Origin of the sequence: Clostridium sp. TW13, assembly GCF_024345225.1 — a bacterium.
GTDB lineage: Bacteria > Bacillota > Clostridia > Clostridiales > Clostridiaceae > Inconstantimicrobium > Inconstantimicrobium mannanitabidum.
This window is the reverse complement of record NZ_BROD01000001.1, coordinates 2,420,618-2,445,399: the sequence shown is the minus strand read 5'-3', so window position 1 is coordinate 2,445,399 and position 24,782 is coordinate 2,420,618. Positions and strand designations below refer to the sequence as shown.

21 protein-coding genes are annotated in these 24,782 nt (G+C 30.6%); 17 read left to right on the top strand and 4 right to left on the bottom strand.

Annotated features, from left to right (window positions below; translation table 11 throughout):
* The first annotated feature begins 11 nt into the window (after positions 1 to 11).
* The 4 genes from OCU47_RS11880 to OCU47_RS11865 all read left to right on the top strand — a co-directional run bounded on the left by OCU47_RS11880 (position 12) and on the right by OCU47_RS11865 (position 5,564).
* Positions 12 to 554 carry a CPBP family intramembrane glutamic endopeptidase gene (locus OCU47_RS11880; RefSeq protein ID WP_261828813.1) on the top strand — a complete coding sequence of 181 codons (543 nt, stop codon included), beginning with the start codon at positions 12 to 14 and terminating at the stop codon, positions 552 to 554.
* 99 nt (positions 555 to 653) lie between these two features.
* Positions 654 to 1,916 (top strand): HD domain-containing phosphohydrolase, encoded by a 1,263-nt coding sequence (locus tag OCU47_RS11875; RefSeq protein ID WP_261828812.1) that lies wholly within the window; start codon positions 654 to 656, stop codon positions 1,914 to 1,916.
* A 302-nt stretch (positions 1,917 to 2,218) separates the two neighbouring features.
* Positions 2,219 to 4,129: a ribosomal protection-like ABC-F family protein gene (gene abc-f, locus OCU47_RS11870; protein WP_261828811.1), complete on the top strand. Its 1,911-nt coding sequence runs from the start codon at positions 2,219 to 2,221 to the stop codon at positions 4,127 to 4,129.
* Positions 4,130 to 4,229: 100 nt separating this feature from the next.
* Positions 4,230 to 5,564, top strand: a complete 1,335-nt coding sequence (locus OCU47_RS11865) for a C40 family peptidase (RefSeq protein ID WP_261828810.1) — start codon at positions 4,230 to 4,232, stop codon at positions 5,562 to 5,564.
* 61 nt (positions 5,565 to 5,625) lie between these two features.
* Here the strand turns inward: OCU47_RS11865 and OCU47_RS11860 are convergent, their stop codons facing one another.
* Complete coding sequence (locus OCU47_RS11860) at positions 5,626 to 6,942, bottom strand: aspartate kinase (RefSeq protein ID WP_261828809.1); 1,317 nt, start codon at positions 6,940 to 6,942, stop codon at positions 5,626 to 5,628.
* Between the two features lie 242 nt (positions 6,943 to 7,184).
* Here OCU47_RS11860 and OCU47_RS11855 point away from each other — a divergent pair, with 242 nt between their 5' ends.
* The 13 genes from OCU47_RS11855 (at position 7,185) to OCU47_RS11795 (ending at position 20,400) form a co-directional block, all read left to right on the top strand.
* The gene (locus OCU47_RS11855; protein ID WP_261828808.1) at positions 7,185 to 7,790 is read left to right on the top strand and encodes a TetR/AcrR family transcriptional regulator; all 606 of its coding nucleotides are present in this window, start codon (positions 7,185 to 7,187) and stop codon (positions 7,788 to 7,790) included.
* 306 nt (positions 7,791 to 8,096) lie between these two features.
* Positions 8,097 to 8,462 carry a P-II family nitrogen regulator gene (locus OCU47_RS11850; protein ID WP_261828807.1) on the top strand — a complete coding sequence of 122 codons (366 nt, stop codon included), beginning with the start codon at positions 8,097 to 8,099 and terminating at the stop codon, positions 8,460 to 8,462.
* Between the two features lie 237 nt (positions 8,463 to 8,699).
* A complete protein-coding gene (glnA, locus tag OCU47_RS11845) occupies positions 8,700 to 10,031 on the top strand; it encodes a type I glutamate--ammonia ligase (protein WP_261828806.1) in 1,332 nt (443 codons plus the stop codon).
* A 15-nt stretch (positions 10,032 to 10,046) separates the two neighbouring features.
* Positions 10,047 to 10,607 carry an ANTAR domain-containing response regulator gene (locus OCU47_RS11840; RefSeq protein ID WP_261828805.1) on the top strand — a complete coding sequence of 187 codons (561 nt, stop codon included), beginning with the start codon at positions 10,047 to 10,049 and terminating at the stop codon, positions 10,605 to 10,607.
* Between the two features lie 181 nt (positions 10,608 to 10,788).
* Complete coding sequence (thiE, locus tag OCU47_RS11835) at positions 10,789 to 11,430, top strand: thiamine phosphate synthase (RefSeq protein WP_261828804.1); 642 nt, start codon at positions 10,789 to 10,791, stop codon at positions 11,428 to 11,430.
* Between the two features lie 59 nt (positions 11,431 to 11,489).
* Complete coding sequence (locus tag OCU47_RS11830; RefSeq protein WP_261828803.1) at positions 11,490 to 11,903, top strand: DUF3785 family protein; 414 nt, start codon at positions 11,490 to 11,492, stop codon at positions 11,901 to 11,903.
* 345 nt (positions 11,904 to 12,248) lie between these two features.
* Positions 12,249 to 13,817, top strand: coding sequence for a hypothetical protein (locus OCU47_RS11825; RefSeq protein ID WP_261828802.1), 1,569 nt, complete (start codon positions 12,249 to 12,251; stop codon positions 13,815 to 13,817).
* Between the two features lie 484 nt (positions 13,818 to 14,301).
* Positions 14,302 to 16,020, top strand: coding sequence for a peptide ABC transporter substrate-binding protein (locus tag OCU47_RS11820; RefSeq protein ID WP_261828801.1), 1,719 nt, complete (start codon positions 14,302 to 14,304; stop codon positions 16,018 to 16,020).
* A gap of 84 nt (positions 16,021 to 16,104) precedes the next feature.
* Entirely contained in the window at positions 16,105 to 17,058 is a 954-nt protein-coding gene (locus tag OCU47_RS11815) for an ABC transporter permease (protein ID WP_261828800.1), read from the top strand.
* Between the two features lie 10 nt (positions 17,059 to 17,068).
* Positions 17,069 to 17,986 carry an ABC transporter permease gene (locus OCU47_RS11810; protein WP_261828799.1) on the top strand — a complete coding sequence of 306 codons (918 nt, stop codon included), beginning with the start codon at positions 17,069 to 17,071 and terminating at the stop codon, positions 17,984 to 17,986.
* Between the two features lie 13 nt (positions 17,987 to 17,999).
* Positions 18,000 to 19,040 (top strand): ABC transporter ATP-binding protein, encoded by a 1,041-nt coding sequence (locus tag OCU47_RS11805; protein ID WP_261828798.1) that lies wholly within the window; start codon positions 18,000 to 18,002, stop codon positions 19,038 to 19,040.
* Positions 19,040 to 20,017 carry an ABC transporter ATP-binding protein gene (locus tag OCU47_RS11800; RefSeq protein WP_261828797.1) on the top strand — a complete coding sequence of 326 codons (978 nt, stop codon included), beginning with the start codon at positions 19,040 to 19,042 and terminating at the stop codon, positions 20,015 to 20,017. Before OCU47_RS11805 ends, OCU47_RS11800 begins: the two co-directional genes overlap by 1 nt.
* Positions 20,018 to 20,043: 26 nt before the next feature.
* Positions 20,044 to 20,400, top strand: a complete 357-nt coding sequence (locus OCU47_RS11795) for a hypothetical protein (RefSeq protein ID WP_261828796.1) — start codon at positions 20,044 to 20,046, stop codon at positions 20,398 to 20,400.
* 227 nt (positions 20,401 to 20,627) lie between these two features.
* On the opposite strand, the gene OCU47_RS11790 is transcribed toward OCU47_RS11795, so the two are convergent.
* The 3 genes from OCU47_RS11790 to cdr form a co-directional block, all read right to left on the bottom strand.
* Positions 20,628 to 21,425 (bottom strand): TPM domain-containing protein, encoded by a 798-nt coding sequence (locus OCU47_RS11790; protein WP_261828795.1) that lies wholly within the window; start codon positions 21,423 to 21,425, stop codon positions 20,628 to 20,630.
* Positions 21,422 to 21,988 (bottom strand): LemA family protein, encoded by a 567-nt coding sequence (locus tag OCU47_RS11785; RefSeq protein ID WP_261828794.1) that lies wholly within the window; start codon positions 21,986 to 21,988, stop codon positions 21,422 to 21,424. Before OCU47_RS11785 ends, OCU47_RS11790 begins: the two co-directional genes overlap by 4 nt.
* A 107-nt stretch (positions 21,989 to 22,095) precedes the next feature.
* A complete protein-coding gene (gene cdr / locus OCU47_RS11780) occupies positions 22,096 to 24,582 on the bottom strand; it encodes a CoA-disulfide reductase (RefSeq protein ID WP_261828793.1) in 2,487 nt (828 codons plus the stop codon).
* Positions 24,583 to 24,782: the final 200 nt, after the last annotated feature.

Genomic DNA, 24,782 nt, shown 5'->3' with positions numbered 1-24,782 from the left:
AAGGAACAACGATGCAGAATAATATAAGTTTATTTTTAGGCACAGGATTAATTTATTTAGTAATTTTTATACTACCTATTTTTATTTATTTAAGAGTAAAACATAAAGTTAAGCCTTTAACATATCTGAGACTTAAAGGAAATGTTAGAAAAGGTATATTATCTGGAGTATTAGTTAGTATTTTATTTATTATTTTATTAATTATTAAAAATTCAATTATTGGTTGGAAATCAATAAACTTCAATATAGGTTTACTTTGGATAAGTGTAATATGTGTAGGTATTTTTGAAGAAATACCTTTTAGAGGATTTTTGCTGCAACAATTAAGGAAACATATGAGTTTTTGGAGCGCTAACATAATAACTAGTATAGTTTTTGTTGTATTTCATTTTCCAACATGGATAATTTCACATGTTAATATTGTAAGTGCATCTATTCCTATTCTTATGGGAAGTTTAGCATTTGGATACTTATTTGAGGAATATAAGTCTTTGTGGTCTCCAATAATATGTCATTCTGTGTTTGATCTATGCACATGGATAGGACTAGCTTAAAAATAGTTATAAAGATTAAATACTTTTATTAACTATTGTATAAACAAATTTGATAAATTAACGAAAAATAAAGTGTAATAATTTTATAGGAGAAAACATATGACGGAAAGTAATGTTACATTAAAGCAAGTAATAAAACTTATACAAAAGGTATTGAATTACATGGACCCAAGATTATTGGATCATGGTGAAAAGGTAGCATACATTTTATATAAATTATTGAAAGTGCATAAAGGATACACAGATGAAGAGATTTATAAATTATGTACTATAGCTATATTTCATGATATAGGAGCATATAAAGTAACTGAAAGAGATGAACTTTTAGATATAGAAACTAATACCCCTATAAACCATGCTGTTTATGGAGCTCTATTTATTAAATATTTTTCGCCTTTAGGGGATTTAAATGAAGTTGTTTTAGGGCATCATTTGGACTCGAGTTATTTTGAAAAAGAAAGGGAAATAGTAATTCCAAAAGAGGCTTTGATGCTAGGATTAGCTGACAGTATAGCTTTGATTCATTTAAAAGATAATGCGATTAAACAATCATGGCTGGAAACAAAGAAAAAAGAGTATTTAGAAGAAAATGTGGGCTTATTTCAGAAAGTTAATAAAGATGATTTTATTAGTACAAGATTGAGTGATAATACATATAAGGAAGAACTCTATAGTTTCTTTGGAAGAAAGGTAGTTTATAGAGATGAAATAATTGCCTATGCAAAGATGTTGGCGTACTCAATAGATTTTATGAGTGAATCTACTCTGAAGCATACAATTGTGGTTGAAGCTGTTAGCTATGAAGTTGCCAAGCTATCTGGTATGAGTGAGGAAGATGCCATAAGAATTAAGATAGCAGCAACTATTCATGATATAGGTAAGATTGCAATACCAATAGAAATCTTAGAAAAGCCAGGGAAATTGACCACTGAAGAGTTTGAAATAATAAAGAGTCACGCAATAATTGGATATAAAATTTTAAGTGATTTAAATATTGATGATATAAGAGATATTGCTAGTGCACACCATGAAAAGCTGGATGGGACAGGCTATCCGTTTGGATTAAAGGGAAATGAAATATGCAAAGAAGCTAGAATAGTGGCAGTGTCAGATATATTAAGTGCATTAATGGGTGTGAGAAGTTATAAAAATGAATTCAATAAGGAAAAGATTATACAGATCTTAAGAAACATGGTAGAAAACAATAAAATAGATACTCATATAGTAAATTTGGTCATAGAGAATTATGATGATATTATAGAAAAAGTAAATTTTCAAACTGACGAATTAATGAGTAGATATGTTACTATGAAGAAACAGTATAAGATATTGTTAAGTAAGTTGGATAGTAATAATTTTTAATGTATTTTTAGAAAATGTAAATAAATAAAAACAATAAACAGAGTATTTAAGGGGGACTTAAAATACTCTGTTCTTTCATATTTTATACGGGGATATAAAATGTTATCAACTACTTTACATGTTTTATTATAAGGTTGTTATATGTCAATTCTGTGTCATATAATAAAATCACATGTTAATAAACTGTAAAGTATGTTTACTATATAAGAAAAAATTGACATTCATTGATTGATATGATAAAAAAGTAATGTTATTAATCTTATGTAATTGTGCGGCAATAAGCATAGAAAGAAGGTGGAAATATGTTTGAATTATCATTTAATAATGTAAAAAAGTATTTAGATGCAACCTTAGTATTGGAGGATATTACTTTTAATATATATGACGGGGAAAAGGTAGGTATAGTAGGAGCAAACGGAAGTGGTAAAAGTACTATACTTAAATTAATGTCAGGAATTTATTCTATGACTAGAGATGATGAGGGGTATATTATTATGCCAAGAAAGGCTTCTGTAGCATATCTAGAACAAGTTCCTAAGTATCCTGAGAATATGAAAGTGATAGATGTATTAAATATTGCGTTTGAAGAGTTGAAAATTATAGAACAAGATATGAAAACTTTAGAATATAAAATGAAATTATTAAAAGGTGAAGAGTTAGAAAGAACTTTGCAACAATACAGTGCAGTTCAACATAGCTATGAGGTTAAGGGCGGCTATGATATAGAAGAAAAGTTAAGCAAGGTATGTAATGGACTTAATTTTGGTAAGGAGTTTTTAGAAAAGGATTTTGACATATTAAGTGGAGGAGAGAAGACCACAGTAATCCTTGGCAAGATATTATTACAAAATCCAGATATATTATTGCTAGATGAACCTACAAACCATTTAGATATGGCAGCAGTTGAATGGCTTGAAGGATATTTGAAATCATATAAGGGAATTGTTATTGTGGTATCCCATGATAGATATTTCTTAGATAATGTAGTGACAAAGATCGTTGAAGTGGAAGATGGAGTCTGTGAAACTTACAATGGAAATTACTCTTCATATGTAAAACAGAAAGAAGAGAACATGCTTTTACAATTTCAGGCTTTTAAAGAACAACAAAAAAAGATTGCAGCAATGGAGAAGGCAATTAAGGATTTAAGAGATTGGGCAATAAGAGCAGATAATAATAAGTTTTTTAAAAGAGCTGCAAGTATGCAAAAACAACTAGATAAGATGGATAGAATCAGTAAACCTAAGCTTGAACGCACCAATATGAAATTAAACTTTAAAGAAGCTGATAGGTCTGGAAAAGAAGTTATAAAGGCTGAGAAACTATGTAAAAGTTATGAAGAAAAGCAACTTTTAAAAAATGCAGATTTATTAGTGCTATTTCAGGAAAGAGTAGCTTTGTTAGGGTCCAATGGTTGTGGTAAAACCACTTTTTTAAGGATGCTTCTTGGGGAAGAGGTACCTGATTCGGGAGTAAGTAAAGTAGGAGAAAGCGTCAAGGTTGCTTATTTGCCACAAAATATTAAATTCAAAAATGAAGAAGCCACAGTATTAGATGTTTTCAGAGAAGATATATCAATTCTAGAAGGAAAAGCAAGAGAATACTTATCTAAGTTTATGTTCTTTGGTGGTACAGTATTTAAAAAGGTGAAACATCTATCCGGAGGAGAGAGAATTAGGTTAAAGTTAAGCAAATTATTATATGAAGATGTAAATTTATTGATTTTAGATGAGCCTACAAATCATTTAGATATTGATTCAATAGAAACTTTGGAAGAATCTTTAGAAAATTTTCATGGAACAATATTTTTCATTTCTCATGATAGATATTTTGTAAATAAAATGGCTGATAGAATAGTTGAAATTGATGAAGCAAAATTCAAAAGCTATTACGGTAATTATGATTATTACAAAAGTGAAAAAGAAAAGTTTAAAGTACAGGTAGTAGAGGAAAAAGTCAAAAAAGAAAAGATAAAGACAGTGAAACCTGTAGATATCAATAAGAAGATTCTGGCGAAAATTCAGAAACTAGAAGAGGAAATAACAGAATTTGAATTATGTATTCAGCAAATTGAAGAACAAATGTTAAGTCAAGGAACAGATTATGATAAACTTAATGACCTTTGTAAAGAAAAAGAGGAAATGGAGAAAAATTTAGAATCAGCCATGGAAAAATGGGAAAAATATAACGAGGAATTGGATAAAAGTTCATAAAATTGGATTACTTGACTTGATAAAGAATTTTTTAGGGGCTATGATATATATAGAGACAATTATGTTTAAAAATTCTTTATTAAATTTGGGAGGCAGAATTTTGAATGGGAGTAAAATATCTAAAATAATAATTGGTGCTGCTATTTCTAGTGCTATTATTATGCCAGCAAAACATGCATATGCAGCAACTGCAGCTAATAACTTAGGAAGTGTAAATAATACTTCTGGTAAGGGAAAGGTTATTAATGTTAGTACTAGCTTAAGAGTAAGATCAGAAGCAAGCATAAATTCTAACATAATAGCTTATCTAAAAGAAGGACAAGCTGTAAATATAATTAAAAAATGTGGAAGTTGGTACAATATAGAGCTAGATGGACAAAAGGGGTACGTATACCAAGATTACATTGAATTTATTCAAAATAGTAATAATATTAGTAATAATACTAGCAATGTAGAATCAAAATCTAAGAGAGGGGAAGTAACCAATGTTAGTTCCAATCTTAGAATGAGAGTTGGGCCTAGTACTAGCACTAATGTTATAACTTATTTAAATGATGGACAAGCATTAACAATAACAGGTGAAAGTGGTAATTGGTATGAAGTAGAGGTTGATGGAAAGCGCGGGTATGTATCTAAGGATTATGTAAAATTGCTTGATTCAACAAGTAAAAATCAAAAACCACAAAACGAAGAATCCAACGATACAAAATCTAGTGAAAAAACTATTAAAAAGCTAGGAACTACTCAAAATGTAAGCGTAAACTTAAGAGTAAGAAAGAATCCAAGCACAAATAGTGCAAGCACAGTGTTAGCTTACATATATCCAAATGATACATTTGAGATATTAGCTGAAGTTGGGGATTGGTATTCAATAAAATATAAAGATACAACAGGGTATGTTTATAAAGAGTATGCTAAAATTATTCAAGATTCTAATAATACTAATTCTGGTAATAAAACAGAGGATTCAAATGAATCACAGTCATCAGTTTACAGTAAGGTATTATCTCTTATGAAGCAGCAAATTGGGTCTCCATATGTTTATGGGGGAGCTGGAGAACCATTAACAATGAGTCTTATAAATAGGCTTAAGAATATGTTCAAAGACTATGCAGCAGAAGGAAAATATGATAGAGCTGCACAGGAAGTTAACAAAGGATATAAAGCCTTTGACTGCTCAGGATTAATGTATTGGGCATTTCAACAAGCAGGTATAGGTTTAGGCAGAACTACATATGATCAAATTGAGGATGGAATGGAAGTTAGTGTTAATGATTTGAAACCAGGAGATTTACTTTTTTATAAATCTTTAGGTCATGTGGGAATGTATATTGGAAATGGTCAGTGGATAGAATCTCCTAATCACAATGCTTGCGTAAGAATTTGTAATGTACCTTGGAGCAGTATTGGAAGAGCTAGGAGAGTAATTAAATAATAGTTATTAGATGACTAATAAAAAATACCTAAAGGAATGGATTCCCTTTAGGTATTTTTTGTTATATAAATTCTCTATAAATTGCTTTTATACTGGCTTCAAAATCGTTACTTTCAACTCCAGTAAGAATATTTATTTCACTTGAGCCTTGATCTATCATTCTAATATTAATATTTTCTTTTGCAAGAGCAGAAAATATTCTTCCTGCAGTTCCTTTTGTTTTAGTCATACCACGACCAACAGTAGCTATAAGTGCCATGTTAGGATGGATTTCTATAGAATCAGGGCTGCATTGGCGCTTAATTTCTTCTACTACTTTATCTAACTTACCTTGTAGCTCAGAATCTGCAATAACTAAAGATACTGAGTCAATTCCAGAAGGCATATTCTCAAAAGACACATTATACATCTCTAATATAGATAAAAGTCGTCTGCAGAATCCAATTTCTGAGTTTAAAAGAGCTTTTTCTATTGCTATTACTGTAAAGCCCTTTTTACCAGCTATACCAGTTATAGTTCTGCTATAACTTATAGGGCTTAAATCATCAACAATTAGAGTACCCTTATCTTCTGGTTTGTTAGTATTTCTAATATTTATAGGAATTCCAGCATCTCTTACAGGGAATATGGCTTCTTCATGAAGTACTGAAGCACCCATATAAGATAGCTCTCTAAGTTCCTTATAAGTTATTTTTTCTATGCTTTTTGGGTTTTCAACAATTCTAGGATCTGTCATTAGAAAACCAGAAACATCAGTCCAGTTTTCATATAGGTCTGCCTTAACTGATTTTGCAACTATAGAACCAGTTACATCAGAACCACCGCGAGAAAAAGTTTTTATCTCACCATTATCTTTTGCACCGTAAAATCCAGGGATAACAATTCTAGAACTATTACCTAATTTTTTTGTCATTGCAGCTTGGGTCTTTTCTTCATCATAAACTCCAGATTCATTAAAGATTATAACTTCAGCAGCATCAACAAAGTCAGCATTAAGAAAATTTGCAAGGATTAACCCATTTAGATATTCGCCTCTACTAGCTGCGTAGTCATCAGAGGCTCCTTTAGTTAATGTGTTTTTTACAATGTCAAGATGTGATTGTATATCAAAGTTAAGATTTAATTCCTTTACGATACCAAGATATCTTTCAGAAATTAATTTGAATACATCATCAAAGGGAATACGTTGTTTTACATGAGTGTTGCAAAGATATAATAAGTCAGTAATTTTATAGTCATTAGAATCTCTTTTACCGGGAGCGGAAGGTACGATATATTTTCTATTACTATCCGCCTCAATTATGTTTTTTACTTTCTTAAATTGTTCGGCACTAGCTAAGGAGCTTCCACCAAACTTAGTAACAACAATTTTATTCATTTTTTACCCCACCTTAATACTTATTGCTAATATTTTATCTAAGACATCTTCAAAAAAAGTAAGTTCATATACGTTGACTTGTTATTTATTGAAGATGTTTAATTTTATATAAATAATATCAATATTTTATAGTATATGCAATGTATATGTTAATAAACCGTCAAAGTAGTGACATTGACTATGAGTCATAAAATTATTATAATTAATTATAATGACTTAGAGTCATTTGTGAAGGAGTAGAGATGAAAGTGGATATAGATAAAAGAGAAGATAAGAAAAAGATTAAAGAAGATAAGTTATATAAATCTGCTTATGAGTTATTTACTACTAAGGGTGTAAAAAATACGGCAATAGATGATATAGTAAAAAAAGCTGGAATTGCGAAGGGAACTTTTTACCTTTATTTTAAAGATAAAAGAGATATAATCAATAAATTAATTCTGCTTAAAAGCAGGAATGTATTAAATGAAGCTATAATAAAAACAAAAGAAGCTAATATAGATTCTTTTCAAAATGAATGCTTATATTTTGTGGAATATATCATTAATTATTTCAAAAAAAATACGTTAATGTTAAATCTAATTGATAAGAATTTTTCTTGGAGTGTTTGCAAATTTGAGGTTAATAAGACTGATAAATATGAGAATATAAAAGCTGCAATAAAAAAATTTATAGATAACATGATGGTCAAAGGTATGGAACGAGAAGAAGCTGAAATTACATTATTTATGGTTATGGAACTTGTGGGCAGTGTTTGTTATACTTCTATTATAAATAATGAGCCTACAGATATTGATACTATCAAACCAGTTTTATATAAGAAAATAATTAGAATGGTTAATGTTTAGAGCTATTGCCTAAAACTCAAAATATTAATGGTTTTATTGATAAATAATTAAGTAATGAAAAATAATTAGAATAATTTATGAAAAAACTATTGACATAATTGATAAATATTATATAATTAATATTGTAATAAATAATTGATTGAGACGACGGGGTCTTAGCAAAATGGGTTGCTAACACTACGGCGTTTTTTTATTATTATTTTTACAAATCATTTCTGCAGAATGAGAAATTTACATTAGAAGTAGAGCACAGAATGTTTTTTAAAATACTGTGGTATAATAGTAGTAAAAAGGGGGCTTTGTATAATGGATTATAAAATAACAAAGATTGATATTTTTACTAGGAAATCAAAGTTTGAAGAACTAAAAGAGGCCATGAACGAGATAGGTGTTACAGGAATGTCTGTGACACAAGTTATGGGATGTGGTATGCAAAAAGGTGACATTCAGTATTATAGAGGTGTTGCTGTAGAACAAAAACTATTACCTAAAATAAAGGTTGAAATAGTAGTATGTGAAGTTCCTGTAGAGAAAGTTATCGAAGCCGCTGAAAGGGTTTTAAGAACTGGAGAAATAGGAGACGGAAAGATTTTTATATACGATGTTCAAGATGCGGTAAAAATACGTACAGGTGAAAGAGGAGCAGATGCTCTAATAGATAAAAATAAATAATATTTTTCAAGAGGGTAAAATAAAAACTATATATAATACGTAAGAAATAAGAAGTAATAATTAGTAGATTTAATGGGGGCAATAATTTATATAAATTAAGAATATAAATGGGGAACTCATTGACTTCCTAAAATGAATAATATAGAATATAAATAAGTAAAAGTTGGGCAAAGGCGTTCAATAGAAAAGTATTTTTCTGTTGTGCGTCTTTTTCTACTAAATAGAGGGAGTGAGTCAATGAGTAAATATTCTAAGCAAGATATAATAAATTTAGTTGAAGATAATGGAGTCAAGTTTATAAGGTTACAGTTCACAGATATTTTTGGGGCACTTAAAAATGTGGCAATAACAGATAAGCAACTTCAAAAAGCATTAAACAATGAGTGTATGTTTGATGGTTCATCAATAGAGGGTTTTGTAAGAATTGAAGAGTCAGACATGTATTTAAGACCAGATTTAGATAGCTTCGTGATTTTTCCATGGAGACCACAGCAAGGTAAGGTTGCAAGATTAATTTGTGATGTATACAGTCCAGATGGAACACCGTTTCTTGGTGATCCAAGAAATGTTCTTAAAGATGTTATAAAGGAAGCAGAGGAACTTGGATATACATTAAATGTAGGACCAGAGTGTGAATTCTTCTTATTTGAAACTGATGATAAAGGTCAGCCTAAGTTAGAAACGCAAGATCAAGGGGGCTATTTTGATTTAGGACCTGTAGATTTAGGGGAGAATGCAAGAAGGGACATGAGTTTAATGCTTGAAGAGATGGGATTTGAGATAGAAGCATCTCATCATGAAGTGGCTCCAGGTCAAAATGAAATTGATTTTAAGTATAGTGATGCATTAACTACAGCTGATAATATAATGACATTTAAATTAGTAGTAAAGGCAATAGCTCAAAGGCATGGCTTATATGCAACCTTTATGCCTAAGCCTATATTAGGAATTAACGGTTCTGGAATGCATATAAATATGTCTTTAAACAAAGATGGAAAAAATGCTTTCGTTGATGAAAGTGATAAGTTAGGTTTGAGTGAGACTGCATATTATTTCATAGCAGGCTTAATGAAACATATTAAAGCTATGGCAGCTATAACAAATCCTATAGTAAATTCTTATAAAAGATTGGTAGCAGGATACGAAGCGCCTGTATATATAGCATGGTCAGCAAAAAATAGAAGTCCGTTAATTAGAGTGCCTGCAGCAAGAGGAGCTGGAACCAGAATTGAATTAAGATGTCCAGATCCAAGTGCAAATCCATATTTGACACTAGCTTGTTTGTTGAAGGCAGGATTAGATGGAATTAAAAATAAGTTACAAGTACCAAATAGTACTGAAAAAAATATTTTTGAAATGTCAGAAGAAGAGAGATTAGAATTAGGAATTGAAAATTTACCAAGTAGCTTGGAAGAAGCTATAAATTATATGAAACAGAGTGAATTAGTAAAAGAAACTTTAGGTACGCATATTTTTAATAATTATGTAAAAGCTAAACAACTAGAATGGGATCAATATAGAACTCAGATTAGCCAATGGGAAATAGACAATTACTTGAAAAAATATTAGGATGGAGCGGTTGCTATGAATATTCAAAGGGGAGTAATAGTAGCACTAAGTAATGTAGAAACAGCACAAAAAGTTAAAATTATGCTGTGTGACGAAGGCTATGATGTGTTAAGTATATGTAATACTGGTGGTGAACTTATAAGAAAAGCCATTCAGTATGCACCAGAATTAGTTGTTACAAGTTATAAAATGCCGGATATGACGGTATTGGATATTTATGATGCTTTAGCAGATCAATGTAGTTTTCTAGTGGTTGTGAATGAATTATATCGTTCTTACATCAAAGAAGAAATGGATGTATATTGTATTAATAGCCCAATTTCAAAACCTGTACTTATTAATGCCGTGGATTTGATTTTTCAGAGTAAAAGGAAGATTTTGAAATTAAGAGAACAGGTTGAAAAGTTAGAAAATAAGATGGAAGAAAGAAAGCTTATTGATAAGGCTAAAGGAATTTTGATGTTGAATAAAGGTCTTTCAGAAATGGAAGCTTTTAGATATATACAAAAGATTAGTATGGATAGTGGACATAAGATGAGTGAAATTGCTGAGAAAATTCTTTTAAGTGATTTTTAAGATGGAAAATAACCCCACAAATAAATTTAATTTCCTTTCATTGACGGGTGTAACTGCCCGTCCTTTTTTTTATCTATATAATAAGGAAGGGATTTTTTTGTTTTGGAGAAATACTGGAGTTTTTTTGTATTAGGATTTAAAATAGAGATATAAATAAAATTATATTTAAGGAGAATTAAATATGTCATTAGATAAGAAAAAAATTGATTATAGTTTTTATATAATAACAGATGGTGGAGATAACATTATAGATACAACTAGGGAATCTATATTAGGTGGAGCTACTGTGGTCCAATATAGAGAAAAGCATAAGCCTTATAAAGTTATGTTAGAAGAAGCAAAGAAATTAAAGGATTTATGTGATGAGCATGGTGTGCTTTTAATAATTAATGACTATATAGATATTGCTAAAGCAGTAGGGGCAGATGGTGTGCATCTTGGTCAAGGAGATGAATCTATAATTAAAGCAAAGAAACAACTTGGAGAAGGAAAAATAATAGGTATTTCAGCAAAGACCTTTGAGCAAGCTAAGATTGCATACGAAAATGGCGCAGATTATATTGGTTTTGGTGCTATGTTCCCAACTCAATCAAAAGCAGATGCTGAGTATGCTGATATAGAAGAGTTTAAAGCAATAAAAAGAAACTTAAATATTCCTGTAGTACTAATTGGAGGTATTAATCTAGAGAATGTAAAAGAAATAGATCTAGATTATGATGGGGTTTGCGTGATTTCTGCAGTGTATTCATCCAAAGATCCTAAAGGAGTTTCAGAGAAATTTTGTGAAATAATCAAAGAAAGATTGGAAAAAAATAAAAAATAGAGCTTTTTATATTTATTTATATTTAGTAAAACTGTATAATATGCTTGAGGTGAATAGTAATGTATAAATTTGATTTTGAAGGAAAAACATATGAGTTAAATGAAGAAAAGTTCCAATATCTTATTGGAGATGATCAAATAGAGGTTCAAGGGATTGATTTACATAAAATTTTAAATCTACTAAGTGAAAGTAAAGAAGTAGGATTTACAAGACAATATTATAAAGACCCTTGTGATGTTTGTATCAAAGAGGATTCTGCTAAAGAGAAGTACTACGGTTTTTTAGAATGCCATTTTTATATCTTCACTAAAAATAATGAATACGTAGTGAGCAGCATCTCAGAGAAATATGAGCCTAATTCTTATGGCAGACTAGTTAGGCTTGGAAAGCTTGATAATAGTTTTCTAGTAAGTGTAATAGTTTGTGCTAATTGTGGAGCTTTCGAAATTGAAATTGAACAAGTTGATATGTAGTATGAACTTATAGCTTTTATAACATAAAATAATTAAATTTTAGAAGAAGTTTATTGTGATGATGTAAAACAAAACAATAAACTTCTTTTTTTCTTTGTGAATTAATAAAATTAGGAAGGAATAATTAAATTATAACAACACAAAACGTTTTCATGAGGGCAAAAATTTTTACTTTAACAGATTTATCTAGTAAATGTAAAAAGTATAAAAAATATGGTACAATTATGTATATGTTGCAAGTAAATTTTAAGTTACTTTTATATTATATAAATTATTATATGTATAGATGAAAAATTAATAAAATGAATTTCTATAATTACATCTAAAGAATTAGGGGGACAGAATATGAAAAACAAAGCAAGCAAGGCAAGATGGATACTGAGAGGAGTTTTTCTTTTACTCTTCATTTGTTCAATATATTTAGTTTACGATATGTATCATAGTTACTTTAGAACTGCACCATCAGAAAAATGGGCTAAAGCAGTAAAAATAGCTGAGGGAATAGATATAGATAAGGCTAAGGTACTTAAGTTTAATGATAAGAATATTGTTGTTTACAATGAAAAAGAGAATGTTAAGGTACTATTGATAGATAAACTAGGAAAAGTAATTAAAAATTCAACTATTAGAACAGAAGATGATTTTATTATAAATTTAAATCTTGCTACAGATGGTAAAAGTATTTATGTTTCTTGGATAAAGACAAAAAATAGTGAAAAATATATGGAAACTCATGTGCTAGATGAAAACCTAAATGACATTAAGAAAATTGTTGAGATAGGTGTTCAATCTATAAAAACGCTTAATTCTCAGGAGATGCTATTAGAATATAAGGACAAACTTCAAATTAAGAATGTAAAGGAAAATAAGAGTATAGAGGTAAATGTCCCTTCTGATATAGTAGGAGCTATTAAAACAAAGGATGGCTATATTATTACGAGTTTTCATGATTATCGCTTATCTTATATAACAATAAAAAATGGAAAGATAAATATTAAGAGTAATATAGCGAGATTTACGAATGACGGTAAAACAGTTTATAGTGATTTAAATATAAATGCAGATGGAAAGTTTATGTATGTATTGTTACAGAGGGGAGTAGATGGAACTGTATTAAAGATTACTTATGATTTAAATACAGATAAAGTGGTGGATAGGGCAGATTTTCAATATCAAGATATTACTACATTTAATAGTGTAGTGACTATACCATATATTAATGATGTCAGATTTTTGATGGTAGTAAATAAGATGTCTGATGTTGAAGAAAAGTCTGAATCACAAGTTGTGGAACTGACTCTTAAAGATAATGTGGTGAAAAATATGGCAAGTGTCAGCAAGAATATGGGGTTTTCACAAGTCCCAGATATAAATGGCGATACTGTGGTTTTTAGAAATATTAATGGAAATAAGAAAACCTTATATATTACAGCAAGTAATGATGAATTTATAAAGGCAAATAATATAGATAGAAACGAGGAAAAAATACTTTCAAGGGATTACACCACAAGTAAAGTAATAACTTCCATATTAAGCGGTGTGCTTATGGGAATAAAGTGGATTATTGCAGGAATTATATTAATGGCAATAATGATATTTGCTTTTTTAGATAGATATTATGATAAATATAAGAAACCATACTATATTATAAGCTATGCAGTAGTTTCACTGATAAAAATATTTACAATATACAATGTTGTTTATAGCAAGGGAATGGCAAAGTTACCGAACGTAATAGAGAGTCCAATAATAGGTGTTTTTTTATTAGCTTTAATTAGTATACTATGTGGCACTTATGCTTATATAAAATATACAAAGGATTTAGACCAACTTTCAATCATAAGCTTTATTGAAGGGGTAGCAATTGATACTGTTTTAACTGCAACATTTTTTGTTTCATATATACAGTTATAATTCTAAAAAATGTTATTAGATTCTATTCTTGCAGCATGTTTTTATGTAAAGTAGCATTTTATGTATATTTAAAATATTATAAACATTTAGAACATTTTGTTTTACAAGTTTTATGTAGGGATTAATAATTGATACCATTTTGACCTTAATATTATTCATTCCATATATTTGAACTAGTATTTTTGAAAAAAAAGAAAATAATATTAGAAAAATATGAATTAATTGCAAAAAAAATATTGACAAAAACAAGAAATGAATATATACTGATTAACATATAATAAATTAATAAATTAATTTATTCGAATAAAGCAAATAGATAAACCTAGATAAGTTAAAACAATAAATTAGCAAATTACTGTCCGATACAATGAAAAGTTAACAATTAATAAAATAACATTTTTACAAAATGAAGTGTTTTTAATATAGAAACATTAATATGTTTCTATGAAAATATATAATAAATTAATCTAAGGGGGCAATATTTATGAAAAAGAAAAGATGGTTAGCATCAATTTTAGCAGCAGCTATGCTAACAACAACAGCTGTAGGTTTAGTGGGTTGTGGAGACTCAAATAGCAATTCACAAGGAAATTCAGCTAGTGATAAGAAGGACTCAAAGCAAGAACTAAATATAATCTATTTTGATCCTCAAACATTAGACACTAATAATTGTTCTGATACAGATTCAGCTACTATCATTGGTGCAGTACAAGAAGGTCTTTTAAGAATTCAAAATACTGGAGGACAAGATAAATTAGTTGACGCTGGTGCTGAAAAGCATGAAGTATCTACAGATGGTTTGACATACACATTCAAATTAAGAGATTACAAATGGTCAGATGGAAAGCCGGTTACAGCTCAACAATTTAAAGATTCAATAATAAGAATATTAGATCAGAAAAAAGCTTTTCCATATGCTTTCTTCGCATATAATATAGTTAATGGACAAGCTTATAATCAAGGAAAGGCGAAGGCAGAAGATGTTGGGGTTACAGCTAAAGATGATAAAACTTTAGAAATAAAGCTAGCGAAAGCTGATCCTACATTCTTAAGTAAGATAGCATATCAATGCTTTATGCCAGTAAGACTTGATGTTATAGAAAAAGGTGGAGAAAATTACGAAACAGATATAACAAAACAAGTATACTGTGGACCATATAAGATTTCTGAATGGAATAAAAATAATAGTATAAAGCTTGTAAAGAACCCTGATTACTGGGATGCAAAGAATGTTTTTATAGAAACTGTTAATAGTACAAACATTAAAGAGTTCTCAACTCAAGCACAAATGTTTGAAGCAAAACAATTAGATGTAACAGGTTCAACTACAGAGTATCTTGATAAATGGACTAAGGAAGCAGAACAAGGTAAATTTAAGGCAATAAAGGCTGGGGATCCATCTACTGATTACTTATCATTCAATTTAAAGAATGCTCCAAGTGGTATTTTATCAAATGTAAAAGTAAGAAAAGCTTTTGCTATGTCAATTAATAGAGAAAATTACTTAAAGGACGTATTTGGAAGATATACACCAGCGTATGGAGTAGTTCCAACAACATTAAGTTTAGGAGATAAAGAATATAGAAGTATAGTTCCAGAACCTCTTAAAGATGAAGTTTCTAAGTATGCAGGTAAACCACAGGAAATCCAAAAACTTTTACATGAAGGTTTAAAAGAACTTGGTAAGGACAAGGATAACTTAAAGGATATCCATTTAACATATTTAGTTTATGGAGCAACTTCTTTACAAAAGCAATCAGCAGAATGGTGGCAACAAGAACTTCAAAAGAATTTAGGAGTTACAATAGACTTAAAGGTTTATGGAGAAAGCAAATTATACTATAATGATTTAAAAGCTTATAAATATGATTTAACTCTACAAGGTTGGCATGGTGACTACAATGATCCTATGACATTTATAGATTTGTTCTCAAATCCAGATATGCAACCATACACTGGTGGATATAGCAATGAGGATTACAATAAGATAGTAGATTCTTTAGCTGGAGTTACAGATCAAGCTAAGAGAAAAGATATCTTTGCAACAGCTGAAAAGAAGCTAATTACAGAAGATTATGGTGTAGTTCCTGTTGATTATAGAGATAAGAGAACATTCATGCAAAATTATGTTAAAGATTTTGAAATGCCAATGTTCGGCTCACTTTATGAGTGGAGATGGGCTTACATTTCAGGAAAAGAATAAAATTTATATATAGAGGATATTCTTATGGAAATGCACATCAGATAGCTGGTGTGCATTTTAAAAATGAAGGGAGAGTGGCAAAAAATGTTAAGGTATTTAATTAAAAGAGCTTGTGCAATGATTGTTACATTATTTATAATAATGACAGCTACATTTTTTCTTTTAGCAGCAGTACCAGGAGATCCGTTAACAGAGAAAGTTTCAAAATTACCACCAAATATAAGGGCAGAAATGTATAAAAAATATGGTTATGATAAACCTGTTTTTGAAAGATATCTTAAATCTATGCAAGGAATAATTACAAGATTCGATTTTGGGCAATCTATAGTATATCCAGGGCAAACAATTCAAAGTGTAATGAAGGAAAAGGCACCTATATCAGCTAGATTAGGTATTCAACAAATTATTCTTGGAATTGGGATAGGACTAATTCTTGGAGTTATTGCAGCTGTAAAGAGAGGAACTTGGGTGGATTATGGTATAGTAACAATAGCTATGATATTTGTATCAGTACCATCTTTGGTTATAGCTCTTATTTTGCAGATTACATTAGCAGGAAACTATTTTCCTATAATAGGATGGCCTACAAAAGGAATGTCATTTATATCAGGTTTTAAGTACACAGTGCTTCCTACATTAGCAGGAGCGTTTGCGTATATAGCAGGTTATGCTAGACTTATGAAAACTTCAATGCTTGATAATATAAGTCAAGATTATGTATTGACAGCAAAATCAAAAGGATTATCTAGAGTACAAGTAATAAGTAGACATGTATTCAGAAACTCTTTTCTTCCAATAGTTACAAATCTTCCATTGACAATAGCATTTGTAATTACAGGATCATTTTTTATTGAAAGAGTATACTCAATACCAGGAGCTGGTCAATATTTTGTAGATGCAGTTACAGGTAGAGATGTACCTATGATAATGGGACAAACACTATTAACTACAATTTTATATTTAATTGTTCTTTTTTTGACAGATATTTTATATACTGTAGTTGATCCAAGAATAAGAATTTCTGGTGGAAAGAGATAGGAGGCTAACTATGTTGAAATTGACAAAAGAAATGATGGAACCCGTAGATGCGGAACAACTTAATGCTGATTTAGTAGTTAGACCTAATATTAGCTACTGGCAAGATGCATGGAGAAGACTTAAGAAAAATCCTATGGCAATGTGTGCATTAGGAGTATTGATAATAATAATAATTTTAGCAATTGTAGGGCCAAGTATTAAAGGGCTTGATTATGTATCAATAAACTCATCACAAAAGAATATTAAACCAAATGGACAGTATTGGTTTGGAACCGATAATTTTGGAAGAGACTTATTTTCTAGAATATGGATTGGTGCGAGAATTTCTATAGCGATAGCCTTATCAGCTACAGCAATTAAGGTAGTTATAGGTTCTTTATATGGAGCAGCAATGGCTTATTTTGGGGGATTTGTTGATCAACTTTTAATGAGAATTATTGAAATTATAAGTAGTATACCAGACTTAATTTTAACAATGTTAATTATGATTGTTTTAGGTAATGGTAAAGTATCACTTCTTATTGCATTATGTTTTACTGCATGGATTAATACAGCAAGAATGTTAAGAGGACAAATCATGCAATTGAGAGAATGTGAATATGTTTTGGCGGCAGAAGCACTAGGAGCTTCACCAGCAAGAATAATTACAAAGCATTTAATTCCAAACACTATTGGACTTTTAATTTTGGACATTGCAACAGCAATACCAGGTATAATATTTGCAGAATCATCCCTTTCTTTCTTGGGAATAGGACTTCAAACACCTGACTTTAGTTTGGGATCATTGTTAGCATCAGGACAATCAGCAATGGCTTTTTATCCATATCAATTGGTTTGTCCATCTATAGTATTATGTTTAATAGTTTTATCATTTAACTTGTTTGGAGATGGATTAAGAGATGCCTTAGATCCAAAATTACGTCAATAGGAGGAATTGTAAAATGGAAAAGATACTAGAAGTAAAGAATTTAAGAGTATCTTATCACACTTATGCAGGCGAAGTGCAATCTGTAAGAGGTATCTCCTTTGATGTAGAAAAGGGAGAGGCATTAGCTATTGTTGGAGAATCAGGTTGTGGTAAGAGTGTTACATCAAGAGCAATCATGTCAATAATAGAAAAACCAGGTGAAATTAAAAAAGATAGTAAAATTATATATAAAGGTGAAAATATTTTAGAATTTAATAAAAAGCAACTTCAAAATTATAGAGGTGGAGAATGTGCAATGATATTCCAAGATGCACTTACTTCATTAAATCCAACTATGAAGGTTGGAAAGCAAATAGCAGAAAATTTAGTCATCCACAGAGGAATGAATAGGAAGCAGGCGATGGAAGAAGCCGTTAAAATGCTTAAGCTAGTAGGAATTCCTAATCCGGAGACAAGAGTAAATCAATATCCACATGAATTTTCAGGTGGTATGAGACAAAGAGTTATGATAGCTATAGCCTTAGCATGTAGTCCAAAGCTTTTAATTGCTGACGAACCAACTACAGCATTGGATGTAACTATTCAAGCTCAAATTATTGAACTTATAAAGGATCTTCAACAAAAAATAGGCTCATCAGTAGTTATTATCACTCATGATTTGGGTGTTGTTGCAGATATAGCTGATAGAGTGGTTGTAATCTACGCAGGTCAGATTGTTGAAAAGGGAAGAACAGAAGAAATATTCTATAATCCTAAGCATCCTTATACTTGGGCGCTACTTAATGCAGTACCAAGACTAGATTTAGAAAATAAGCAAGAGCTTTATACTATAAAGGGAACACCACCAGACCTAATTGCCCCACCAAAGGGTTGCGGATTTGCACAACGTTGTAAATATTGTATGAAGATATGTTTGGAACAACAACCAGAAAACTTTACATTTGAAGATGGACATGAGGCAGCTTGCTGGTTAAATCATCCAGATGTACCAAAGGATAATATTGAATTCTTTAATAATGATAATGTTCAATCCTTAGATGGAGGTGCAAAATAATGAGTGAGGCTAAAAAAGGTGATGTTATATTAGAAGTTAAGAATTTGAAAAAGTACTTCAAAGTAGGACCTAATGCCATATTAAAGGCTGTTGATGATGTTTCTTTCGTATTAAGAGAGGGAGAAACATTAGGTCTTGTTGGTGAATCAGGTTGTGGAAAGACTACTTGTGGAAGAACTTGTATAGGAATGTATGATAAGACAGATGGAGAAGTAATATATAAAGGGCAAAAAGTTCATGAGCTAAAGGGAAGAGATAAAACAAATTTTGCCAAAGAAGTTCAAATTATTTTCCAAGATCCTTATGCTTCTTTAAATCCAAGAATGACTGTAGCTGATATTATAGCAGAAGGTATAGATATCCATGGGTTAGCAAAGACTAAAGAAGAAAGAAATCAAAAGGTTTATGATCTTTTAAAGTTAGTTGGCTTAAATAAGGAACATGCCAACAGGTTCGTTCATGAATTCTCAGGTGGACAAAGACAAAGAATAGGTATTGCGAGAGCACTTGCAGTAGAGCCAAAGTTTATACTTTGTGATGAACCAATATCAGCTTTAGATGTGTCAATTCAAGCACAAATTGTTAACTTACTAATAAAATTACAAAAAGAAATGGGATTAACTTATTTATTTATTGCCCATGACTTATCAATGGTTAAGCATATTTCTGATAGAGTTGCCGTTATGTACTTAGGCTCAATGGTTGAATTATCAACTTCAGAAAAGTTATATGCCAAACCAATGCATCCATATACTCAAGCTTTATTGTCAGCAATTCCAATTCCTGATCCAGAAATTGAAAAAAATAGACAAAGAATAATGCTTGAAGGGGACGTACCAAGTCCAATCAATCCGCCAGAAGGATGTAGATTTAAGGCAAGATGTAAGCATGCTACAGACATATGTGGAAAGGTGACTCCTAAGTTAGTTGAAGTAGAACCAGAACATTTTGTAGCTTGTCATTTATTTGATAAATAATTCAATTATTTATGTAGGGAGCACATATGAGAACTAAAGTTAAACAAATTATATTTGATATAATTAAAGTTATTAAGATTGCTACTATTACATTTTTATGTATTCTTGTAATCATTGGAGGTATCTCATTAATTGTTTATAAGGGAAAGTTTGTTCCTTCCTTGGATATTGTTAGAGCAGTATTATTTTTTGGTGCAGGTATAGGTCTTATAATTACAGCGGCACTTGTTCTAAAAAGAAATACTGATGATGCAATTGAAAAAAGACCAGAGTGGCAAAATAAGTTTAAAAGCATCAGTTTTAGAACTTTTATAGCTACATTTAGTGTGACCATAATAATCTACGGTTGTATAATTGATTATATTAGATATGCTTTAAAGTAAAAAATATAAGGGATAGATTTTTTAATCTATCCCTTATATTTTTTTTATTAATAATAATTTATAGAAGGGATTAAATTGTATTGTATATAATATTATAATTATAGATCCATTTATGTGAATTATCATTGAGGTAAGCGACTGAGTTTTATGAAATTTTCCATAGATCTATAGAGTGTTAACGAGTAAAATATAGTAAATATGTAATTAGTAATGGAATAAGTATGAAGCTACCAGCGTCCACTTGAACCTCCACCACCGGAAGAACCTCCTCCAAAACCACCAAAACCACCACTACCAGAAGAACCATCTCTAGGACCATGATTCCTAAAAAAGCTATTTAATAGTAAAAGTTGAAAGAGCGTAGAAGAAATTCTTCCTTTATTAAATATTAAATCTAGAAAAAATAGAAGCAAAAAGATTCCTAAACCAATCTTTCTTACGGCAGAATTTGAATTAGAAGTAGTTTGTTCAGGTAAAGATATATTTAGTGATTTATCTAGTTTAACGTTGTATTCAGTGGCAATATAGTCACTAAATTTACTATAAGCGTTAAGCAAGCCTTCTCCATATTTTCCTTCAATAAAGCTTGGTTTTGCTAAGGATTCCATTACTCTGTTACTTAATATATCTGGTATTGCTCCCTCAAGTCCACGTCCAACCTCCACTCTCCACGTTCTATCATTTTTAGCTAGGAGAATTAATAAACCATTATCCTTCCCTTTTTGACCAATTCCCCAAGCTCTAAAGAGGTTAATAGCATAATCTTCAATTGGAATATCATTAGTAGAGTCTATTATCACTACAACGGCCTGAGCGCCAGTCTTATCTTCTAATTCTTTTCCTATAGAAATAATTTTATTTGCTTCTTCACTTCCCATAAGATTGATATAGTCATTTACATACTTATAAGATGTAGACTCTGGAATTTTGACTTCAGCTTTTACAGGGAAGCTCAGGAATAAGTTTACTAAAAGAAGAATTAATGAAAAGAAAGCAAACTGCTTTCTTTTACTGTTTATATTCACTTAGTAAAATCTACAGAAGGAACATTTTGAGCTCCCTCGCTAGCCTTATAAAGTGATTTTTCAGGAAAACTAAATATGGAAGCTATTATGTTATTAGGGAATGTTCTTCTTTTAGTATTATAATAATTTGCAGCAGTATTATAATCTTGTCTGGCTACTGCAATTCTATTTTCTGTTCCTTCTAATTGAACAGATAAGTCCCTAAAATTTTCATTAGATTTTAAGTCAGGATATCTCTCAACAACAACTAATAATCTAGATAAGGCTCCAGAAAGCTCAGCATCAGCGTTGGCTTTGGCAGTTGTAGTGGAAGCACCAGCTAGTTTGCTTCTAGCATTGGCTATGTCTGTGAATATGGTCTTTTCTTGAGCTGCATATCCTTTAACTGTGTTAACTAGGTTTGGAATTAAGTCTGATCTTCTTTGTAATTGAGTATCGATATTAGATGAGGCAGCATTAACATTCTGCTCAAGAGAAACCAAATTATTGTAGCCACTAATAGGAATAAATAGTAAGACTAACACTACAGCTACAATTATACCTATTTTTACACTTTTTCTCATAAAATCAATCCTCCTTATATACTAAGGTTATTATATGCAAATTAATTAAATTTATAATAAAGGTCTGCAAAGAGAGTATCCTCATTTACAGACCTTCATTATACAGATTATATAAATAAATTTAATCCAGCTTGATCTGCTGCTCCTAAGTAAGATGCAACACCACCAACTTCTACTCCATCAATAAATTCTTCTTTCTTGATGCCCATTAAATCCATACTCATTGAGCATGCAACTACCTTAACTCCCATATCAATTGCATTTTTAATCAATGTTTCAAGAGTGTCAACATTATGCTTTTTCATAATTTTTTTTATCATTACAGGACCCATTCCCATCATGTTCATCTGAGATAGTCTTAACTTTCCAGGATGACTAGGTAACATAACGTCAAACATCTTTTCCATAGTATCCTTAATTACTTTAGGCTTATTCTTATTTTTCAATATATTAAGTCCCCAGAAGGTAAAGAATAAGGTAACCTTTTTACCCATAGAAGCTGCACCTGTTGCTATTATGAAGGAAGCGATAGCTTTATCTAGGTCTCCACTAAAAACTACTATGGTGGCTCCATCTTTAGTTACGGCTGTTGTAGATGAAGTTTGAGAAACTGAAGTTTCAGTATTTCCTTTCTTTATATATGCAACGAAAGCTTTTTCTTTATTATTAAATTCAGCTTTCATTAAAGTATTGCCAGTTGAATTGCACCAAGAACCAATGTCTTTACTGAAACCAGGATCACTGGCTTTTACCTCTAGAATGTCGCCATTATTCATTTTTTGGACTTCTTCAAATACTCTTTTTATTGGGCCGGGACATTGAAGACCACAAGCATTTAAGGTTACTTTAGCATTTATTTCAGTTATATCTAAATCATCTAATTGCATAGCTGCTACCTCTTTTTCCTTATCATTTTCATTACTATTTGGGTTGTTAATGTTTTGGTTAGCTCTTTTTACATAAAGGTAGGTTTTTAATCCACCATCTATGTTACTGCATTTAAATCCACGTTGTTCTAACAATCTACATGCTACATAGCCTCTTAACCCAACTTGGCAGGTAGTGTAGATATGCTTATCTTTTGGTAGCTCACTTAATCTATTTCTTAACTGTCCTAAGGGAATATGAATGAAATTATCAAAGGTTCCAGTGCTTAATTCAAAATCTTCACGGACATCTAAAATTACTGAAGTTTCTTTGTCTAATTGCTCAACTTCGTCCCATTGAATTGTGGTTTCAATACCTTCAATTATATTGGAAGCATAATATCCAAGCATATTAACAGGATCTTTGGCTGAATTATATGGTGGAGCATAACAGGTTTCTATATCTTGCAAATCAAAAACTGTAAGATTGCCCTTAATTGCTGTTGCAATAACATCTATACGCTTTTCAACTCCATCCATACCAACTGCTTGAGCTCCAAATATTCTTCCTGTGTTAGGATGGAACAACATTTTTATAGCTATTGGAAATGAGCCAGGATAGTATCCAGCATGAGAACCAGGATGGATATGAACAACTTTATAATCTATTGCTAATTTCTTTAATAGTTTTTCATTGCTACCAGTGGTTGCAACAGTATAATCAAATACCTTGGCAACTGATGATCCTAAGGTGCCCTTATATTCTATATTTCTACCGGAGATATTATCTGCAACTATTCTTCCTTGTCTGTTTGCAGGCCAAGCTAGTGGAATCATTGTAGGTTTCTTATTTACGAAATCAAGTATTTCTACAGCATCTCCTAAGGCATATATGTCAGGATCAGAGGTTTTCATATGCTTATCAACTACAATAGCTCCACGCTCGTTTAAGGTTATGCCTGCTTCTTTGGCAATGGTGGTTTCAGGCTTAACACCAATGCTCAATATAATTAAGTCAGTAGCAATCTCTTTTCCACTGTTTAATATAATGGTTTTGCCAGCATTATCAAAGGAATTAACTCCATCATTTAATATAAGCTCTACACCTTTGTCAACTAAGTGTTCATGGATAATGCTTGCCATCTCTATATCAAGAGGAGCCATTACTTGTTTGCTTGCTTCAATTAAGGTAATATTAATTCCTCTTTCATGAAGGTTTTCAGCCATTTCAAGACCTATAAAACCACCACCTATGATTGCAGCTCTTCTAGGTTTCTGAGTATCTACAAAATCTTTGATTTTATCAGTATCAGGTATATTTCTAAGAGTAAATAAGTTGTCACAGAATAAAATACCTGGGATTTGTGGTTCAATTGGAGTAGCACCTGGAGATAAAACCAATACATCATAATTTTCTTTATAAAGCTCTCCAGTTTTATGATTTTTGACTACTACAGTTTTATTTTCTTTATCTATCTTTATTACTTCACTTAAAGTTCTTATATCTAAGTTAAATTTGGCACTCATTTGTTCAACAGTTTGCACTATTAATTTTTCTCTTTCGTTAATAACTTCTCCAATATAATATGGAAGGCCGCAGTTTGCAAAAGATATATATTCACCTTTCTCAAACATAACTATTTCTGCATCTTCATTTAATCTTCTAAGTCTTGCGGCAGTAGAGGCACCACCAGCAACGCCACCAACAATAACAATTTTCTTATTCATAATAACGCTCCTTATTGTATATAATTAAACATATTACTTATTAATAGAATTTGAATAAATATGAAATTTTATTCTATAGCTGCTTATTTTACGTAAAAAAGAAATTATATAGTCATATAAAAAACAATATAATATATTTGGTAAAATTAGTTTATCGTATGCTAATAATATCTTCAGTGACTTTATCACATAAGTTATTA

Excerpts from the sequence above, each read along its gene's own strand:
- OCU47_RS11820 (WP_261828801.1), top strand. The coding sequence starts at position 14,302 with ATGAAAAAGAAAAGATGGTTAGCATCAATTTTAGCAGCAGCTATGCTA.
- OCU47_RS11825 (WP_261828802.1), top strand. The coding sequence starts at position 12,249 with ATGAAAAACAAAGCAAGCAAGGCAAGATGGATACTGAGAGGAGTTTTT.
- OCU47_RS11815 (WP_261828800.1), top strand. The coding sequence starts at position 16,105 with ATGTTAAGGTATTTAATTAAAAGAGCTTGTGCAATGATTGTTACATTA.
- OCU47_RS11830 (WP_261828803.1), top strand. The coding sequence starts at position 11,490 with ATGTATAAATTTGATTTTGAAGGAAAAACATATGAGTTAAATGAAGAA.
- OCU47_RS11795 (WP_261828796.1), top strand. The coding sequence starts at position 20,044 with ATGAGAACTAAAGTTAAACAAATTATATTTGATATAATTAAAGTTATT.
- OCU47_RS11860 (WP_261828809.1), bottom strand. The coding sequence starts at position 6,942 with ATGAATAAAATTGTTGTTACTAAGTTTGGTGGAAGCTCCTTAGCTAGT.
- OCU47_RS11800 (WP_261828797.1), top strand. The coding sequence starts at position 19,040 with ATGAGTGAGGCTAAAAAAGGTGATGTTATATTAGAAGTTAAGAATTTG.
- thiE (WP_261828804.1), top strand. The coding sequence starts at position 10,789 with ATGTCATTAGATAAGAAAAAAATTGATTATAGTTTTTATATAATAACA.
- OCU47_RS11805 (WP_261828798.1), top strand. The coding sequence starts at position 18,000 with ATGGAAAAGATACTAGAAGTAAAGAATTTAAGAGTATCTTATCACACT.
- OCU47_RS11810 (WP_261828799.1), top strand. The coding sequence starts at position 17,069 with ATGTTGAAATTGACAAAAGAAATGATGGAACCCGTAGATGCGGAACAA.
- OCU47_RS11850 (WP_261828807.1), top strand. The coding sequence starts at position 8,097 with ATGGATTATAAAATAACAAAGATTGATATTTTTACTAGGAAATCAAAG.
- OCU47_RS11855 (WP_261828808.1), top strand. The coding sequence starts at position 7,185 with ATGAAAGTGGATATAGATAAAAGAGAAGATAAGAAAAAGATTAAAGAA.
- abc-f (WP_261828811.1), top strand. The coding sequence starts at position 2,219 with ATGTTTGAATTATCATTTAATAATGTAAAAAAGTATTTAGATGCAACC.
- OCU47_RS11880 (WP_261828813.1), top strand. The coding sequence starts at position 12 with ATGCAGAATAATATAAGTTTATTTTTAGGCACAGGATTAATTTATTTA.
- OCU47_RS11785 (WP_261828794.1), bottom strand. The coding sequence starts at position 21,988 with ATGAGAAAAAGTGTAAAAATAGGTATAATTGTAGCTGTAGTGTTAGTC.
- cdr (WP_261828793.1), bottom strand. The coding sequence starts at position 24,582 with ATGAATAAGAAAATTGTTATTGTTGGTGGCGTTGCTGGTGGTGCCTCT.
- glnA (WP_261828806.1), top strand. The coding sequence starts at position 8,700 with ATGAGTAAATATTCTAAGCAAGATATAATAAATTTAGTTGAAGATAAT.
- OCU47_RS11875 (WP_261828812.1), top strand. The coding sequence starts at position 654 with ATGACGGAAAGTAATGTTACATTAAAGCAAGTAATAAAACTTATACAA.
- OCU47_RS11840 (WP_261828805.1), top strand. The coding sequence starts at position 10,047 with ATGAATATTCAAAGGGGAGTAATAGTAGCACTAAGTAATGTAGAAACA.